This is a genomic window from Exiguobacterium sp. s48, assembly GCF_018617395.1.
GTDB lineage: Bacteria > Bacillota > Bacilli > Exiguobacteriales > Exiguobacteriaceae > Exiguobacterium.
Genome location: NZ_JACSKC010000003.1, coordinates 38,110 through 55,456, shown reverse-complemented (window position 1 = coordinate 55,456; position 17,347 = coordinate 38,110). Strand labels below are relative to the sequence as shown.

General features: G+C 49.8%; 18 protein-coding genes and 1 riboswitch. Of the genes, 3 read left to right on the top strand and 15 right to left on the bottom strand.

The window, feature by feature from the left end; genetic code table 11:
* Window positions 1–51 precede the first annotated feature (51 nt).
* Window positions 52–1,761: an adenine deaminase gene (gene ade, locus KNO66_RS12315; protein WP_214742755.1), complete on the bottom strand. Its 1,710-nt coding sequence runs from the start codon at window positions 1,759–1,761 to the stop codon at window positions 52–54.
* A gap of 119 nt (window positions 1,762–1,880) precedes the next feature.
* On the opposite strand from ade, the gene KNO66_RS12310 reads away from it, so the two are divergent.
* Together KNO66_RS12310 and KNO66_RS12305 are read left to right on the top strand one after the other, a co-directional pair.
* Window positions 1,881–2,417 carry a gamma carbonic anhydrase family protein gene (locus KNO66_RS12310; protein ID WP_214742754.1) on the top strand — a complete coding sequence of 179 codons (537 nt, stop codon included), beginning with the start codon at window positions 1,881–1,883 and terminating at the stop codon, window positions 2,415–2,417.
* Window positions 2,418–2,526: 109 nt separating this feature from the next.
* Window positions 2,527–2,712 carry a hypothetical protein gene (locus KNO66_RS12305; RefSeq protein ID WP_214742753.1) on the top strand — a complete coding sequence of 62 codons (186 nt, stop codon included), beginning with the start codon at window positions 2,527–2,529 and terminating at the stop codon, window positions 2,710–2,712.
* A gap of 103 nt (window positions 2,713–2,815) precedes the next feature.
* On the opposite strand, the gene KNO66_RS12300 is transcribed toward KNO66_RS12305, so the two are convergent.
* From KNO66_RS12300 to KNO66_RS12250, 11 genes are all read right to left on the bottom strand, one after another.
* Window positions 2,816–3,370: a nitroreductase family protein gene (locus KNO66_RS12300; protein WP_251127460.1), complete on the bottom strand. Its 555-nt coding sequence runs from the start codon at window positions 3,368–3,370 to the stop codon at window positions 2,816–2,818.
* A 93-nt stretch (window positions 3,371–3,463) separates the two neighbouring features.
* Window positions 3,464–4,756 (bottom strand): diaminopimelate decarboxylase, encoded by a 1,293-nt coding sequence (lysA, locus tag KNO66_RS12295; protein WP_214742751.1) that lies wholly within the window; start codon window positions 4,754–4,756, stop codon window positions 3,464–3,466.
* Entirely contained in the window at window positions 4,726–5,814 is a 1,089-nt protein-coding gene (alr, locus tag KNO66_RS12290; protein WP_214742750.1) for an alanine racemase, read from the bottom strand. The genes lysA and alr overlap by 31 nt, the downstream gene beginning before the upstream one ends.
* Window positions 5,815–5,828: 14 nt before the next feature.
* Complete coding sequence (locus KNO66_RS12285) at window positions 5,829–6,755, bottom strand: branched-chain amino acid transaminase (protein WP_214742749.1); 927 nt, start codon at window positions 6,753–6,755, stop codon at window positions 5,829–5,831.
* A gap of 49 nt (window positions 6,756–6,804) precedes the next feature.
* On the bottom strand, window positions 6,805–7,512 hold the full coding sequence (gene dapD / locus KNO66_RS12280) for a 2,3,4,5-tetrahydropyridine-2,6-dicarboxylate N-acetyltransferase (RefSeq protein ID WP_214742748.1): 708 nt from the start codon (window positions 7,510–7,512) through the stop codon (window positions 6,805–6,807).
* Window positions 7,490–8,239 carry a 4-hydroxy-tetrahydrodipicolinate reductase gene (dapB, locus tag KNO66_RS12275; protein ID WP_214742747.1) on the bottom strand — a complete coding sequence of 250 codons (750 nt, stop codon included), beginning with the start codon at window positions 8,237–8,239 and terminating at the stop codon, window positions 7,490–7,492. Before dapB ends, dapD begins: the two co-directional genes overlap by 23 nt.
* Window positions 8,236–9,117, bottom strand: coding sequence for a 4-hydroxy-tetrahydrodipicolinate synthase (gene dapA / locus KNO66_RS12270; protein ID WP_214742746.1), 882 nt, complete (start codon window positions 9,115–9,117; stop codon window positions 8,236–8,238). The genes dapB and dapA overlap by 4 nt, the downstream gene beginning before the upstream one ends.
* A 12-nt stretch (window positions 9,118–9,129) precedes the next feature.
* Window positions 9,130–10,125, bottom strand: a complete 996-nt coding sequence (locus tag KNO66_RS12265; protein WP_214742745.1) for an aspartate-semialdehyde dehydrogenase — start codon at window positions 10,123–10,125, stop codon at window positions 9,130–9,132.
* A 12-nt stretch (window positions 10,126–10,137) separates the two neighbouring features.
* Window positions 10,138–11,337: an aspartate kinase gene (locus tag KNO66_RS12260; RefSeq protein WP_483299197.1), complete on the bottom strand. Its 1,200-nt coding sequence runs from the start codon at window positions 11,335–11,337 to the stop codon at window positions 10,138–10,140.
* A 114-nt stretch (window positions 11,338–11,451) separates the two neighbouring features.
* Window positions 11,452–11,631, bottom strand: a riboswitch (Lysine riboswitch).
* A gap of 77 nt (window positions 11,632–11,708) precedes the next feature.
* Window positions 11,709–12,137 (bottom strand): GNAT family N-acetyltransferase, encoded by a 429-nt coding sequence (locus KNO66_RS12255; protein WP_214742743.1) that lies wholly within the window; start codon window positions 12,135–12,137, stop codon window positions 11,709–11,711.
* A complete protein-coding gene (locus tag KNO66_RS12250; protein WP_214742742.1) occupies window positions 12,131–13,291 on the bottom strand; it encodes an alanyl-tRNA editing protein in 1,161 nt (386 codons plus the stop codon). The genes KNO66_RS12255 and KNO66_RS12250 overlap by 7 nt, the downstream gene beginning before the upstream one ends.
* 95 nt (window positions 13,292–13,386) lie before the next feature.
* Between KNO66_RS12250 and KNO66_RS12245 the strand changes: the two genes are divergently transcribed.
* Entirely contained in the window at window positions 13,387–14,115 is a 729-nt protein-coding gene (locus KNO66_RS12245; RefSeq protein ID WP_214742741.1) for a GntR family transcriptional regulator, read from the top strand.
* Window positions 14,116–14,143: 28 nt separating this feature from the next.
* Here the strand turns inward: KNO66_RS12245 and KNO66_RS12240 are convergent, their stop codons facing one another.
* The 3 genes from KNO66_RS12240 to nagA all read right to left on the bottom strand — a co-directional run bounded on the left by KNO66_RS12240 (window position 14,144) and on the right by nagA (window position 17,307).
* Window positions 14,144–15,247 (bottom strand): LCP family protein, encoded by a 1,104-nt coding sequence (locus tag KNO66_RS12240; protein ID WP_214742740.1) that lies wholly within the window; start codon window positions 15,245–15,247, stop codon window positions 14,144–14,146.
* A 150-nt stretch (window positions 15,248–15,397) separates the two neighbouring features.
* Window positions 15,398–16,162, bottom strand: a complete 765-nt coding sequence (gene nagB / locus KNO66_RS12235; protein WP_214742739.1) for a glucosamine-6-phosphate deaminase — start codon at window positions 16,160–16,162, stop codon at window positions 15,398–15,400.
* On the bottom strand, window positions 16,159–17,307 hold the full coding sequence (gene nagA / locus KNO66_RS12230; protein WP_214742738.1) for an N-acetylglucosamine-6-phosphate deacetylase: 1,149 nt from the start codon (window positions 17,305–17,307) through the stop codon (window positions 16,159–16,161). The genes nagB and nagA overlap by 4 nt, the downstream gene beginning before the upstream one ends.
* Window positions 17,308–17,347 lie beyond the last annotated feature (40 nt).

Below are 17,347 nucleotides of genomic sequence, written 5' to 3'. Positions count from 1 at the left end.
GCATTCAATTGTTATCGATGGTTCTTAACAAAAATCATACGTTAGACCGAGTCAATCGTTGATAAATGAGAAGGTGGTCACATCGAACAACCCCATGTCGGTCAATTTCAAATCTGGAATGACCGGTAAGGCGAGGAAGGACATCGTCAAGTAAGGGTTGAAATGACGATGGGCTCCTACGACATCTAACGCATCGTTCAGCTGTTCTAATATCTCTGCCACTTCACGGTATGGTCGTTTCGTCATCAATCCACCGATTTCAAGTGGGAGGACGGCAAGGACTTCTCCTTCCGATACAGCAACAACACCACCGCCTACCTTCTCAAGCGTTCTCGCCGCGAGCAACATATCTTCCGGGCTGACCCCAGCAATCACCAAGTTGTGACTGTCATGGGCCACCGTGGCTGCAAGCGCACCTCGCTTCAAGCCAAATCCTGTCACCGGGGCAAGGGCCATGTGACCTGTCCCGTGATGGCGTTCGATGACAGCGAGCGTAGCGATATCTTGTGACAAGTCCGCCCCCGAGGCATCTGGTTGAAATGAAAGTCGTTGTCGTTTCGTCAACAAGCTATTCGGAAGCACTTGAATGACATCAACCTCTTCTGCACTCGGCGCAAGTCGGAACGAATCCGTCGTCAATTCAGGTAACGCCAGTTCACCTTTCATCGGTTTCGGCACTTCGATTCCTTCAGACTCAAATGTCGCATTCCCCTTCTCAGCAACGAGCGTACCATTCACATATACTTGCTCAATTTTTACCGATTCGACGTCTGACAAGATAACGAAGTTCGCTTTCTTACCAGGTGCGATTGCCCCGACTTCTTTCAATCCATAAGCCTCTGCTGCATGTAGACTTGCGATGGCATAGGCCGTTTCCGGCTTGACTCCTTGCTTGATGGCGGTGCGGATGTTGTAGTCGATCCCACCTTCCGCGACCAGGTCATCCAAATGCTTATCGTCTGTACAGAAGAGGAAACGATGGGCATTGCTTTCCGTGACGGCTAAACTCACCTTCTCCACGTTTCTTGCGACCGACCCTTCTCGAATCTGAACATAAAATCCACGACGCACCCGTTCAATCGCCTCTTCGGCAGTCGTACATTCGTGGTCCGTCATGATTCCTGCTGAACGATATACATTCAGTTGATCAGGGTTGAGACCTGAAGCATGACCATCCACGACTTTGCCTGCTTGTTCCGTCTGAGCAATCTTTTGAAGCATATCTTCGCTTCCGGCTTCGACCGATGGATAATCCATGACCTCGCCTAGTCCATGCACACCTGGATCTCCTAAAAACGGTGCCAAATCTTCGGCATATAGTTTGGCACCTGCATGTTCAAACGGTGTCGCTGGTACGCAACTCGGGAGCATCATCCGGACATCGAGTGGGAGTCCTTTCGCATCCGCTAACATGTATTCAATCCCGAGCGCCCCGTTCACATTCGCAATCTCATGCGGATCGGCAATCACGGTCGTGACGCCAAGTGGCAAGACCGCTTTCGCAAACTCGTGTGGTGGAACCATCGATGACTCGATATGGACGTGAGAATCGATAAAGGACGGCGCAAGCGTCCAGGTCGGGTCGTGATACTCGACCTCTCCATCGTACCCACTCCCAATAGCCACGATATATCCCCCGTCGATGGCGACGTCTGTACGAATCGTTTCACGACTGTACACGTCAATCACTGCGACGTCTTTAAAGACGACGGCCGCTTTCTTTTTCTTTGCGGCGATGTCAATCAAATGTTGTTTCTCCATCTCTCGATCTCCTTATTCAACGTATTTTAACTATCTTACCAAGAATATTCTTTTCGTTGCAATTTCTTTTTCAAGTTGTGCGACAATGATAACATATCTGTCTGAAAGGGGTTACAACGATGCAATACAAATTAGGAGAGTTGACACCAAACGTCGATCCAACGACTTATCTTGCACCAGGGGCACATGTGATTGGTGATGTGACAATCGGTGCCCACTCAGGAGTATGGTTCAATACCGTCATCCGAGGAGATGAGGGACCCATTCGAATCGGTTCTTATGTGAATATTCAAGATGGTTCGATGATTCATCAATATGAAGGGTCACCGACAATCATCCATGACCGCGTCTCGATTGGTCATATGGCGATGATTCATGGCTGTGAGATTGAAGAAGATTGCTTAATTGGCATGCACGCAACCGTACTCGATGGGGCAAAGATTGGGAAAGGATCATTTATAGCAGCTGGTGCGCTCGTCACACCGAATATGCAGATTCCTGAAGGGGTGATGGTCATGGGGGTTCCCGCCAAAGTTGTGCGTCCTTTAAACGACGATGATCGCTTTATCATGGAAAGAACAGTGAAAAAGTACGCCAAACGTGCCGAACAATACCAACAGTCGTGCATACCTGTAAGCCAAAAGCATAGTTTGTGAAAGCGTTTACAAGATTCATAAAATGTTAACGTTTCTCTCGAATTTTCTACATAGTTCCTTTGTATACTGAAGGTGTAGCCAAGCTGATGTATTGAAAGGAGCCCACTCTATGTATCCGAACCATGATCAACTCATGCTAGACCTCTATGCCACATCCATCAATCCAAGTTATGGCCTTCATATCGATGATTCATTCGATGATGTCCTACACGGTGCACATCGAGAGGTTTGGGAACGTATGCATTTGGATAATAGTAGAGAAGAAGATGTTAATAATGGAGGAACGACTGAATGATTCCAACGACTGTGATTCAAGATTGGCTCGCAACAAAAATAAAACGATAACTCAGATATATACAGCAAGCGAGCGAAGGGATTTCCCCCTCGCTCGCTTTTTATTATTCAAACATGATGAGATGCGAATCAATCGGTTGCCGCGCTTTTGGTGACGGGATATCCTCGGCATCATATTTACCGATTTGAAGTAGACCGACAAACGTCTCACCTTCCGCCCCGATCATCTCCTTCAACCGTGCATCGTCAAACAGTCCACCCGTCCGCCAGACCATCCCGATCTCTCGTTCACTTAACAAGAGTTGGACATTTTGAATGAATGTCGCCGTCGCGAGCAACGCGTCTCGATTCCCTTTGTCCGTCTCAAAATGTTTTGCCGTCACATACATACAGGTTGCCGCATTTAAAATCCGTCCCGTCACCTTTTCGCGTTGTCCTTCTGACGCCTCCGAGAAGGCTGGTTCGAGCGCATCGAGTAACACTTGCTTCCCGTCCCCATTGAACACATACACGTTCCACGGCTCGACTTTATTGTGAAATGGTGCGTGGTGTGCCGATTGCAACACTTCATAGAGCACTTTCGTATCGATTGGTTCTTCCTTGAACATACGGACCGTACGTCTTGCTTCAATTAACTGTTGTGCTGCTGTCTTTGTCATGACCGTCACTTCCCCTTTTTTTCTCTTCTCTATCATAATTGAAAAACGTTCTCATTTCAAAATCAAAAAAAGACTACAGATTGCTCTGCAGCCTTACGTCGATTGACTAATGACTTCACATGCCACCAAGTCTTCAAACGTTTGGCGACGGACGACAAGGCGGTGATTCCCTTCCTTGACGAAGACGACCGCCGGACGAAGCATTTGGTTATAGTTACTCGCCATCGAGAAGTTATACGCTCCCGTGGCTTTGACAAGTAATAAGTCACCTGGTGTGACCGAAGGGATCAATGAGCGGTTCGAGATGATGTCTCCCGACTCACAGCACGCTCCGACAATTTTTGCCTCGAGCGTCTTCTCTTCATTCATTCGAGTCGCTGCCACGACCTCATACTCTGCGTCATACAATGCCGGACGGATATTATCCGTCATCCCGCCATCGACAGACACAAAAGTACGAACGTCGCTCACTTCTTTGACGGTCCCCACCTCATATAGCGTGGCACCGGCATTGGCGACGAGCCAACGGCCCGGTTCAATCCCGATTTTCGGAAGTCGCAATTCACGTGCCTCGACCTCCTCGACCAACGTCTCCATCACACGCTCCATCGTTTGTGCGAAGTCGAGACGCTCGTCTTCATCTAAGTATGCGACACCGAAGCCGCCACCGATATTCAACACATCCGTCGTATAGCCGGTTTCCTGACGAATCGTATCCATGAAGCGCACCATCGTCTTCACCGTGTTGATGAAGAGGGTCGGATCTTGAATTTGAGAGCCGACATGACAGTGAATCCCCTTCAACTGTAAATGTTCCGCTTCCAACGTCGCACGAATCGCATCTAAATACGTGTCATCATGCGTAGGGAAACCGAATTTTGTATCAACCCCACCCGTTTGAATCGCCGCATGAGCGCCTCCAACGACTTGAGGCACGATGCGAAGAAGCACATCGACTTCACGATTATATTCAGCCGCAAGTCCTGACAAAAGGCTGATTTCACGCATATTGTCGATGGTAAAGTGTGTAATCCCCTGTTCGAGCGCGAACGTGATATCCAAAATCGTCTTGTTAGATCCGTGAACGTGAATGCGCTCGGCCGGTACGCCAGCATGCAGTGCCACGTACATCTCACCCCTTGAGACGACGTCGACACTTAGCCCTGCGGCCATCACTTTTTCATACACGGCCGCAATCGATAACGCTTTTGACGCGTATAACGCATACGTGTTCGGATACTTGTCTAGAAACGCATTCTGGACAATTCCAAGGCGACGCTCTAGTTCTGGTTCACTCATGATGTATAAAGGTGTCCCGTACGTCGCTTGAAGTTCACGGACGGACACGCCCTCGATCAAACATTCTGATTGATTGGTGGTGTACATACAATTCCTCCTTCAAAGCGATGTGGGACACGCCACGAACGGGCACAGAGCTGTTCTGAATTGTTGGCATAGCCAACACGTGTCACGTCATCGATTTTCGTTTCAATCCCATATAGCATGACGCGGTCGCCGATTTGTACGGCTTCATCCACTTTAATGAAGCTATGACTCATAAAGATGTTGCTGACGAATGGATAGGCTTTTCCTGAAATGTGAACAGGCAAATGACGTCGCGCTCGCATTAATCCATCTCCATATCCGACCGGTAAAACGGCAATTCGTTCCTTTGTTTCCGCGGTATACCCCGTTCCATACCCGACATGAGCCCCCGCTTCGATGTCATGGACAGCAACCACTTCTGTCTCCCAGTAAAATGCAGGCACGAGCCACTCCACTGGCTCGACCGATGAATAGCCGTATAAGAAAATACCGACGCGCACATGGGTGCAATGATGCAAGCGTGAATCATCTTGAAGTGTTGCCGCACTGTTCGCCGCATGAATCAATTCAAACGTATGACGTTCCATCAAACGCGTCGACCAGTCAGCAAAACGTTCGACTTGAACGCTATGCTCGACTTCGGCATTGTCTGCATCCGCGAGCGGGAAATGCGTGCACAGTCCGACAAGGTTCAATCCTTCATTTTGACAGAAGGCGACGATTTGTAGCGCTTCTTCAAACGTTTTGGCGCCGAATCGGTTCATGCCGACGTCTAGCTTCAAATGAAGGCGAACGCCATCGAGATGCTCCCGCTGTGAGACGAGCCATTCATACGAACCGATCGCGACGTCAAAATCATGGGCATGCACGTGTTCCCACGTATATACCGGATTCATGACGAGGACGCGAGCCGACTCTGCATGCGTTCGCACTTCGGTCGCTTCTTCTAATGTGGTCACCATGAAGTGACGGACCCCTTCGTCATACAAAGTCGTCACAACTGGCTCCATCCCTAAGTTATAGGCGTTGTTTTTCACGACCGCAAACACAGGGCGCCCGAGCGCTTCAATCCGGCGTTTGTTTTCGCGAATCGCATTTAAGTCAATTGTGACTCCCATCGTTCAAAACTCCTTTACTCTATGACTGCTGATTTTACAAACGTGATCCAATCTCGGTGTTCCGGAAGCTGTCCTGTCACGGCTTCACGATAGCGTGTCAACATTTCTGTCGCGACCGTCTGGACGCCGCCTCCAATCGAGATGTGATCGACCTCGATGACACTCGTCACCTCGGCTGCCGTTCCCGTCAAGAAGATTTCATCGGCTACATATAGTTCATCACGCCCGATATGACGCTCGACGATTTCGTATCCGGCTTCACGAGCCAATTGCATCACCGTTTGGCGTGTGATGCCATCTAACACAGAACAGTCAAGGGACGGTGTCGTAATCGTTTTTCCTTTCACGAGGAAGATGTTCGCAACACTCGCCTCACTGACGTTTCCGTTCATATCAAGAGCGATCGCTTCGTCGAATCCGTCACGGAGCGCCTCTCCTTTTAATAGTTGTGAGTTCATATAGTTCGATGCCGCCTTCGCTTGCATCGGCATCATCGTAGAAGACACGCGGCGATACGAGGCCACTTTCGCTCGAATCCCGACCGTCTTGTTGAAGTATTCACCGAGCGGCCAACACGAGATGGCAACATGTACCTTCGTCTCAGCAGTCGGCATAAGTGCTTGCCAAGGTGTTCCAAGGAAGACGAACGGACGGATGTAGCATGCTTCAAATCCATTTCGCTCAATCAATTCCATCGTCGCTTGTTCGAGTTCATCAACCGTATACGGTAGTGTGACGTGGTAGTATGCACACGAGCGAACAAGTCGCTCCAAGTGTTCACGTAACCGGAAGATGGCAGGACCTTCCTCCGTGTGGTACGCGCGAATCCCTTCAAAGAACCCGCTTCCGTAGTGAATCGCGTGTGTCATGATACTCGTGTTTGCGTCAGTCGGCTCAATCCAAGCCCCGTCTTTCCACATCCATTGTCCATACTGTTCCATAATGCAACTCTCCCATTCCTCATTGTTTATATTTTCTGTCTATTATACGTTAGAGAGAGCGTAAGTCATCAACAAGTTGCGTTTTTTCAGAAGTTTTTTCATCTTTCTGTTTGATGACTCGTGCCGGTGTTCCCGCGACGACGACGCCTGGAGGCACATCTTGTGTGACGACACTTCCAGCTGCGACAACCGCATTTTCACCGACGCGAACGCCTTCCAAGATGACCGCGTTCGCTCCGATCATGACACCATCCTCGATGATGACCGGATCTTTTGAAGGTGGCTCAAGGACACCTGCAACCACGGCACCCGCGCCAAGGTGAACGTTTTTCCCGAGCGTTCCGCGCGCTCCGATGACCGCGTTCATGTCGACCATCGAACCATCTCCGATGACCGCTCCGATGTTGACGACAGCTCCCATCATGACAACCGCGTTATTTCCGATTTGAACGTGGTGTCGGATAAACGACCCTGGTTCGATTCGAGCATTGAGTCGTGTCGTATCGAGCATCGGTACGGCACTGTTGCGACGGTCGTATTCAAGATGTGAATCCGTGATGACCGATGCATTTGCTTCCAAAAATGCCGCAGCTCGTTCTGCCGTCGTCAAGAACAGTTTCGACTCATCCGTTCCGAATGCTTTCGCTTCCTCGATTTCAAGACCTGCCAATTGACCGTTGACGTAAAGCTTGACTGGTGTTTCCTTCTTGGCATCTTTAATATATTGTGCGATTTCATAAGCGTTTGTGAGTAACATGAGTAGCCTCCTCGTATAAGTTCGATAGATTATAAAGTCCTGCCGGGCGATCGATGATCGTTGCCGCTGCGGCAAGGGCCCCGTTTGCAAAGACGCGTTTGGATAACGCGGTATGTTTCAATTCAATCATTTCATCATCTCCGGCGAAGAGCACGGTATGCTCACCGAAGATGGTGCCACCCCGAATGGAATGCATGCCCAACTCTTCAGTTCCACGCGCTTCCCGACGTGATGTGCGTTCGTAAATCGGTGTCACGTCACGCTTCGCTTCGATGGCACGTGCCAATAATTCTGCCGTACCGCTTGGTGCGTCCACTTTCTTTCGATGGTGCGCCTCAATCACTTCAATGTCGTACCCGAGAGTGAGCGGGACGAGCTGGTCGAGCAACTGCTTCAAGAGCGCAATCCCATATGACGTGTTATACGACTGAAAGATTGGGATGTCTTGTGAAGCCGTTTCGATTTCAGCCAGTTCTTCCGGCGTGAAGCCCGTCGTCGCGATGACGAGCGGAATATTGCGCTCCCGTCCGAACGCGAGCAAGTCAGGGAGTAACGCCGGATTCGAAAAGTCGATTACGACATCGACAGGTGCCTCTACCTCACTCAGAGTCGCCGCGTGTTCGTCACTCCCCGGTGAGACGATTGCCGTGATGTTCACACCTTGCGCGTGTGCGACCTCTTCGACAATCCTTCCCATCGCGCCGAATCCGTGGATGAGCACATTCATTGTCTCACCTCATTGAATTGCTCCATCGCAGACAGTAATTTCGCTTCAGCCGTCGCGCTCATCGGAACGAGCGGCAGGCGTGGTGCGCCGACTTCAAAACCTCGCGCTTGAAGCGCCGCCTTTACCGGAATCGGATTCACTTCTGCGAAGAGTTCATCGATGACTGGGAGCAAACGAATTTGCCATGTCCGAGCCGTCTGTAAATCACCTGCCAACAGAGCTTCTGCCAACGCGACCGTCGCTCCCGGATAGACGTTTGATAAAACGGAGACGACACCTTGTGCACCCCAAGCCATGTATGGCAAGATTTGATCGTCATTTCCGCAGTAAACAGTGAACCCTTCCGGAATATGAGCCATCATCTGCGCCATGACCGAGATATCCCCACTCGCTTCTTTCAAGGCGGTGATGCGTGGATGTTCCGCAAGCTCGCCGACCGTCTCCGGTGCCAAGGCGACACCCGTCCGTGACGGGACATTATAGAGCATGAGTGGGATTGGTGACGCATCCGCAATCGCAGTAAAGTGAGCAATCAGCCCAGCCTGCGTCGACTTGTTATAGTACGGTGTGACGACCATCGCCATCTCGGCACCAAGTTCGGCGGCCCGTTTCGTTTTCTCGATACTGACTGCTGTATTATTCGATCCGGTTCCCGCGATGATCACGGCTCGGCCGTTTGCAACCTCAACCGCCCGGACGAGCAATGTTTCAAACTCCTCATCGGTGATCGTCATCCCTTCGCCGGTCGTCCCGCCGATAACGAGACCCGTCACACCTTCCTGGATTTGGTCTTCAATCAATGCTACCCATGCTTCTAGATTCAACTGCCCATTTTCTTGAAATGGGGTAGCTAGTGCTGTCGCCACTCCTGTGAACATGTCATCTCCTCCTTATTTCGTCGCTGTTTGACTAATCATACATTGTGCGATTTGAACGGCATTCGCAGCCGCCCCTTTTCGGACGTTATCTGCAACGCACCACAAATGGAACGTATTGGGTTGTGAATCGTCTCGGCGAATTCGTCCGACGTACACCTCATCCGTCCCGTTCGCATCGAGCGGTGTCGGATAGGCTAGTTCAGATGGATTGTCCATGACCACGACACCTGGCGCATCTGCGAGTACGGCTTTGACTTCTGCGACCGTCGCATCCCGTTCGAGCGTCACCGTGATCGATACCGCATGGCTGTTTCGTACTGGTACTCGGACACAAGTGGCTGTTACGCCGAGGTTCGGCGCGTTCAAAATTTTACGCGTCTCTTCAATCATTTTTTGTTCTTCTTTCGTATAGCCACTTTCTAAAAATACATCGATGTGTGGCAACACGTTATCATAAATTGGATACGGATAATTCGTTGGTTCTTCTCCGCGCGCACCGCGCTCGAGGTCATCAATCCCTTTTTGACCCGATCCCGATACTGCTTGATACGATGTATAGGCGACACGTGTCAGTCCGTATACTTCCGCTAATGGTGCGAGCGCCACGACCGATTGAATCGTGGAACAGTTCGGGTTCGCGATGAGCGTCTTCTCCGGACTGAGTTCGACTTGGTTCACTTCCGGTACGATGAGTGGAATTCCTTCTTGCATTCGGAATGCGCTTGAATTATCGATGACGATGACTCCTTGCTTGCTCAACCGCGGGGCGTATTGTTCACTAATGCTCCCACCAGCAGAGAAGAGTGCGATATCGATCGGGTCCGCATAAATCGCATCGGTCAATTCACGAATCACGACCGATTGTCCGTTCACCTCGACCGTCTTTCCTGCTGAGCGGGCTGAAGCGTAGAGTCTCAGCTCGCTGATCGGAAATTCATATTCCGTTAAAACGTCGATCATTTTTTGTCCGACGGCACCTGTTGCACCGACGACTGCTACGTTATACATCGTGCTACCCCCTTATAAGTTGAATCGGGCTGCAATGGCTGCAACTGCCGCTTCTACGTCTTGTTCTTGAATCGTATAGGAAATACTGATCTCAGATGTCGTGACTTGATAGAATGGAATCCCCATCTCGCGGAATGTCGCAAAGAGTTCTGATGCGACACCTGTCGCGTCTCGCATACCGATTCCGACGACCGAAATTTTTGCATGTTCCGTGTGACGATCGATTTTGATTTGAGGTAAGCTCGCCGTCAACTCCGCGAGTGCCTCTTCTAAGAACGCTTCCTCATCGAGCGGACATGTGAACGAGAGGAATACTTCACCGTCGAATGCCGTCTGTGAAATCATATCGATATTGACGTGTCGCTCTGACAATCGTTCAAAGATGTCTGCGACTCCCGCCGCCGTGTGCGGAATATGCTTGATCGAGACACTGAGTACGTTCTTGACGACACTTACACTCGTGACTGCTTTCTGTTCCATTGCTTGCGTCATATCCATGATCCATGTTCCTCCTTCGCTCGAGAGCGTCTTTCCGACAAAAATATTGACGTCATATTTCTTTGCGAGCTCCACGCTTCGCATCTCCATCACTTTTGAACCGAGTGCGCTCATCTCCATCATTTCGTCATAAGAGACGGTATCGAGTCGTTTTGCCGTCGGATGGATTCGTGGGTCTGTCGTATATACCCCGGCCACATCCGTATAAATTTCACAACGCTGACTGAGGACGGCCGCGAGTGCAACCGCTGTCGTGTCCGAACCGCCACGTCCGAGTGTCGTGACGTCTCCCGCTTCATTCACGCCTTGGAATCCAGCAACGATCAAGACATCATATTGACGCAACTTCTCGTGTAACACTTCTTTCCGAATCGCTTTGATTTTGCTCTTCGTGTGAATCCCCATCGTATCAATCCCGGCTTGCTGTCCTGTTAGAGAGATGGCCGGTACTCCTCTCGAGTTCAAGGCGATACTGAGTAAACTGATCGTCTGCTCTTCTCCAACGGCGAGTAGCCGGTCGAGTTCGCGAATCATCGGGCGATCCGTGATTTGTTTCGCGAGCGACAGGAGCGAATCCGTTGTTTTGCCCATCGCCGATACGACGACGACCAATTTTTCACCGGTCGCCACACGTGTTTGTAAATAATCCGAAATGGCTTGTATTTGTTCGATTGTGGCAACGGAGCTACCACCAAACTTCAGTACGGTTGTCATCAAGTTCCCCACTTTCAAGATGTCCACCAACAGAAAAAGCGGCAGACCGGTAGGAAGCACTCTCCCTACGGTCTGCCGCTTGTACGCGCAGTTGAAAAACGATTAAAGAATCGTTCCGTAGATAGCGCTCCATGGTAGTTGACCATGGCAGTGTAGGCGTTATTCACGACTACCCCAGCCTTCGTTCACACGCACGTGAACGTCGACTTCGGCGAATTTCCCCTTTCGGCTCGGTCCGGAGTGCGTCCGTTTCAACCAAGCTTACTCATGTCATTCGCAACCTCTATCTGTCAGTTGTTAGTATTAGTTATAACAAAACGAAATCTACTTGCCAACCTTTTTTTAGAAAAATGGGATATTTCAAAAAAGGATTACCATGTTTTTCGCATCATGCGGTGCGGGATATCGGCATCCAAAAACTCATCTCCGAACGCCTCGTACCCGAGCTTTTCATAGAATGGGAGCGCCGTCAGTTGTGCACCCAATCGTAGTTCGACCAACCCTTGACGTTTCGCGACACGTTCAACTTCAATCATAATGTCTTTCCCATATCCATGGCCCCGGGCCGATAGAATCGTCGCCACTCGCTCCACTTTTCCGACAATCGAGTCTACCGGGCGAAGACGCGCTGTCGTCACCGGTTCAGAGTCAAGAAGACCGACCACATGCGTACAGACTCCATCTAGGTCATCGTATTCTAAGCTCGCATCGATCCCTTGTTCCTGAACGAATACGATTTCCCGCACTTGTTTGGCCAGTTCAATCAACGTTGCTTCGTTTCCCGATTGAATCGTCAACATGGTAAAACCCCTTCCTGTAAACGTCTCACGATTTCTTTCATTCCCTTTTCTAGTTCCGCTACGGATGTGAATCGCGCTTGGGCCTGTTTATGGTTTCCACCACCACGACCAATTTGCATCTCTTGCAGGGCCGCTTTCAAGAATGTGCCGACGGCGATATCCTGTGTCCCGTCATGCATGACGAACAATTTCTGTGTTCCATAGTTGACCCCGACGGCGATTCGTCCGGTTGCTGCGATTCGTTCGATGATGGCAGTCGTCAACGTCTCTGCTTCTGTTCTCCCGACATGTAAGGCCACATAGTTGTCTTCTTTCAACACGGCCTCTACCTTCGCTTTGGCAATCCGTTCTTCGAGCGTTTTAATTTCTTTTTCACGTTCCAAACGAATCGTGTGCTCTTCGATCACGCGTGCTGCCACGGACTCATTCGTTGTCGAGAATGTATGGTGAATCGACCGCAACGCTTCGCGCGCTTGTTGAGTTGCCTTGATTGCTCGATTTCCGGCCACATACGTCAAGCGGATGTTTCCTCTTACTTTCTTTATCGATGTCACATGGATGGTACCGAGCTGTCCGGTTGTCTCCACATGAGTACCACCACATGCATTGTAATCTAGACCTTCGATTTCGACGATGCGAATCATCCCCGTTCGGTCCGTCTCTTTCCGTAAGCGTGTCCGGTCTACTTCTTCTTTCGGAATCTCATAGACACGAATCGGACGGTTTTCAAAGATGAGTTGTTGCATCTCTCGTTCAAGTGCCTCGACATGCGCCCAATCCATCGCTGCCGTTTCAATTTCAATGGATGATTCCGCTTCGCCGATTCCAAAGCTAAGCGTCCGAATGCCATGGCGGTCTTCCAAAATCGCCGTTAACGCATGTTGAGCAGTATGCTGGATGGAATGGTCTCGTCTCACGTCCTCATCGATTCGAGCCTCTACCGCTTTGCCCGCAGGTAATGCTTCTGACAAAAGATGCCATACTTCCCCGTCCTTGATTTGTACATCTAATACGTTATGCGTCCCAATCCATCCACGGTCAGCCGGTTGCCCTCCACCTTCCGCATAAAACGGACTGTTCGCGAGTGTGTGCCAATGCCCATTGCCGTCTTCCTTTATCGAGGTCACGACTGTACTTGCTGTATAAGGTTCCATCTTGTCCTCCACCTTCTCTCTATAATCTGTTCAGACAACTAGTCTAATTTCGTCTATAATGAAACATACATCTTCTCAGTCAGGAGCGAAATGATATGTTAGAAATCGATAAACAATCTCCGTTACCTATTTATTATCAAATTGAAGCGTACTTAAAGCAACAAATTGATGACGGATTGTTAAAACCAGGAGACACCTTGCCTTCAGAGCGTGAATTTTCCGAGCAATTTCACGTCAGTCGGATGACGATTCGGCAAGCCATCATGAACCTCGTCAACGCCGGTTACTTGAGCCGTCAAAAAGGACGAGGCACGTTCGTCGCGAGTCAGAAGATCGCCATGACCTTATCGGGACTGACGAGTTTTTCCGAGGAAATCAAACATCGCGGCATGCGACCGTTCAGCCGCCTGCTTTCTTACGAGGTCATTCCGGCAACCGATCGCATCGCGCAGCAACTGAGTATCCCGAATCAAACCCCTGTTTATGAGATGAAACGGCTTCGGCTAGCAGATGAAAATCCACTTGCGCTCGAGACCGCCTATATTCCCGTTCAATTATTGCCTGACCTGACGCAAGATGACGCGACGGGATCGATTTATGCATATGCCGAACAGCACGGCTTACGCCTGAAAAATGCAACACAGACACTTGAAGCCCGTAGTGCCGGTCCAGAAGAGGCCAACTTATTGACCATTTCACCGAATGCGCCCGTCCTGTTGATTGACCAACGAACTTACCTAGAAGACGGGAGTATGTTTGAATATAGTCGCTCCCTGTTCCGTGGAGACTCCTACTCCTTGACGGTCGCGATGGATCGCATATAAAAAAAGTTTGCCCTAGGGCAAACTTTTTTTATTGCGCTTCATATGTGACCCCATTCGGGTCTAACATATAAGATTCTAGTTCTGTATCCGTCATCTGTTCCACGCGATTCCCCGCATCCGCTTGTTGTACACGATAGCGTACTTCTTCAAGAAGCGGTTCATTCAAGAAGTAATAGAAATGTCCATCATCCGCGCGCGCACCTTCACCGGTCAGTTGATATTGCACTGTGTTATGCAACGCTCCGACGTCTTCAATCAAGCGCATATAATCATTTGGTCCAAGCGTTGTCTGCATATTGTCTCCGACTGCTTTCAAGACCTTATCATAATTGTTGATGAGTGACGTCCCGAGAGATTGTTCGAGTACGGCATTGATGACTTCCATCTGACGTTGTCCGCGACCGATGTCTCCACGTGGGTCATCATGACGATTTCGGACATAGGCCAATGCTTCTTCTCCAGAAAGTTGTTGCAGTCCTTCTTCGAGTGCAACCGTCTCACGTGAGGCATCATAACTGTTTTGTTGTGAAGAGAACGGCACATCGATTTCTACGCCGCCGACCGCATCGATGAAATCAACGAACCCTTGGAAGTTAACGGAAACGACATGATCGATTTCAATCCCGACCAGATTTTCGACCGTATTTGTCGCCATGCGCATCCCGTTATTCGGATTTGATTCATCCATCGAACCGAAGTAGTAGGCGTGTGTGATCTTATCTTGATCAAGCCCCGTCTTCCCATAAGGAATGTTAAATCCTGTGTAGTCGATGTTGACATAAGAGTCACGCGGGATGCTGAGCATCGTCGTCTGCTTTTCTTTCTTGTTCAAAACGACGACAATCATGACATCCGAGCGTCCGAACTCACCCCGGGCTTTCTTTTGCGGAGAAAGGTCTGTCCCTAAAATCAAGAACGATTCCGTATCTTCTTTATCAAATCGAGTCGGTTCTACCGTCGGGTCATCCTCTAACGTGACTTGCGTTCCCGATAACATATTATGGGCTTTATAAAATGCTGTACCGTAAATGCTAGACCCAGCAATAATCGCAATCAGCACGAGGGCACTAAATACTTTATAAAACGCAGACGGACCTTTGCGCTGTCTACGAGTATGTGTTCTAGAATTCATGATGGTCTCCTTCGAGTCAAAATAATGAGCTTCACTCATTATAGAGGAAAGTGTGAAATTTGTCGAAAACGTTTTGATGACAAATTCGTTTCTTTACAATTTCCCATAGTTGAACAGACAAAAACCTGCGGAGACGCCTCCGCAGGTCGTTTAAGCTCGAATCGTAAAAAATCGTGTGGCTGCCTCTTGTCCTCTTGCTTGAAGAGCTTCTGCACAACGGGACGCCGCTGCCCCGTCGAGGACGACGGTCACGCCTGGGTGTGCTTGTAAAATTGTGGCCGGCCAATCGACCGTCGGTACACTTTCAATCATGTGTTGTACCGCTTCTGCCTTCCGCTCACCTGTGGCGACGAGGACGATTTCACGCGCATTCATGATCGTATCGAGTCCCATGGTAATGGCGTGAGTCGGCACATCTTCTAGATGGTCGAAGAAACGACGATTGGCTTCCCGCGTCGACTCCGTGAGCTCGGTCACATGCGTTTTCGCATCGAGCGCCGTACCCGGTTCATTGAAGGCGATATGTCCATTCTCTCCGATTCCAAGAAGTTGTAAATCGACACCAAGTTCCCGAACGAGACCTTCGTAGCGAACCGCTTCCGCTTCTGGGTCTGGTGCATCACCTTGAGGAAGATGGCTTTGTTTGAACGGCACTTCGTCAAACAAGCGATCTTTCATAAAGCGGTTATAGCTTTGCGGATGATCTGGCGATAATCCGATATATTCATCTAAATTGACGCTCGTCACGTGGCTACAATCGAGCGCATCCTGTTTAAACATCTGATACATCCCGACCGGCGTGCTACCGGTCGCAAGACCGAGTACGAAGTCATGTTTCCCTGAAATTCGTTCTTTGATTAGCGTATAGGCGATTCGTTCCGCGTCGTTCGCCGTCTTTGCGACTAATACGTTCATCTTTGTTCCTCCCGTTCATATACGATTCGACCTTTGACAAAAGTCATTTGAACATTGTTCGTGTCATCCCAAACGACAAGGTCTGCATCAAACCCCGATTTGATCTCTCCTTTTGTCGTCAATCCGAATTCTTTGGCCGCATTCGTCGAGGTCATTTTGACCGCCTCTTCCACCGTACATCCCGTATATGCCTGAATATTTCGGAAGGCGGCGTCCATCGTCAACACACTGCCGGCAAGATTTCCTGCTTCTAGTCTTGCAGCACCTTCCTCTACAATGACCGGTTGACCGCCCAGTTCGTACTGTCCGTCCGGTAATCCTTTCGCTCGCATCGCATCTGTGATGACGACGAGTTCGTTCGCTCCTTTTAATCGGTACGCGAAGTCGACCATCTCTGGACGACTGTGAATCCCATCCGGAATGATTTCCGCCATGACTCCTTTTTCTAAGAGACAATATCCGACCGTTCCTGGTTCGCGATGGTGTAATCCACGCATTTGGTTATAAAGATGCGTCCCGTGTTTGACGCCCGCTTGCTTGTTCTCTTCAAATGTCGCACTCGTATGTCCGGCAGAACCAATCGCACCCGATTCACGAAGGGCTGCTTCGAACGCACGTGCTCCCGGACGCTCCGGCGCATACGTAACGAGTCGGATATGACCGCCCGCCAGTTCTTGCCACTTTCGAAATTGTCCGGCGTCCGGGTCGATGATATATTCCGCCGGTTGCGCTCCAGCCATCTCTACGTTTACGAAAGGACCTTCTAAATGAATCCCGATGAGCGTCGTGTCCTGCGTATCAATCACATTTCGTACTGCCGTCAAGGCGCGTTCAATCGCTTCTTTAGACTGCGTGATTGTCGTTGCAAAAAAAGAAGTGACACCCTCTTGTAGCATGTCCTGACTCAACCGACGGAGTTTCAATTCATCTGCGTCCATCGTATCGACCTCGTATCCCCCGTGGATATGCACATCGATTAGACCCGGTGTGACAAGGGCACCGAATACGTCAATCACATGATCATCTTGTTGTTCAAACTGTTCCATCGATCCGATTTTGCTAATCGTTTCTCCATTCCAGCTGATATATCCTCTTTCCCATGTTTGATCCGCTGAGACGATACGCGCATTGATCAAGGTCCCCATCGGTTCATCACTCCTTCATGTTTTCTTCCATGTTATCATA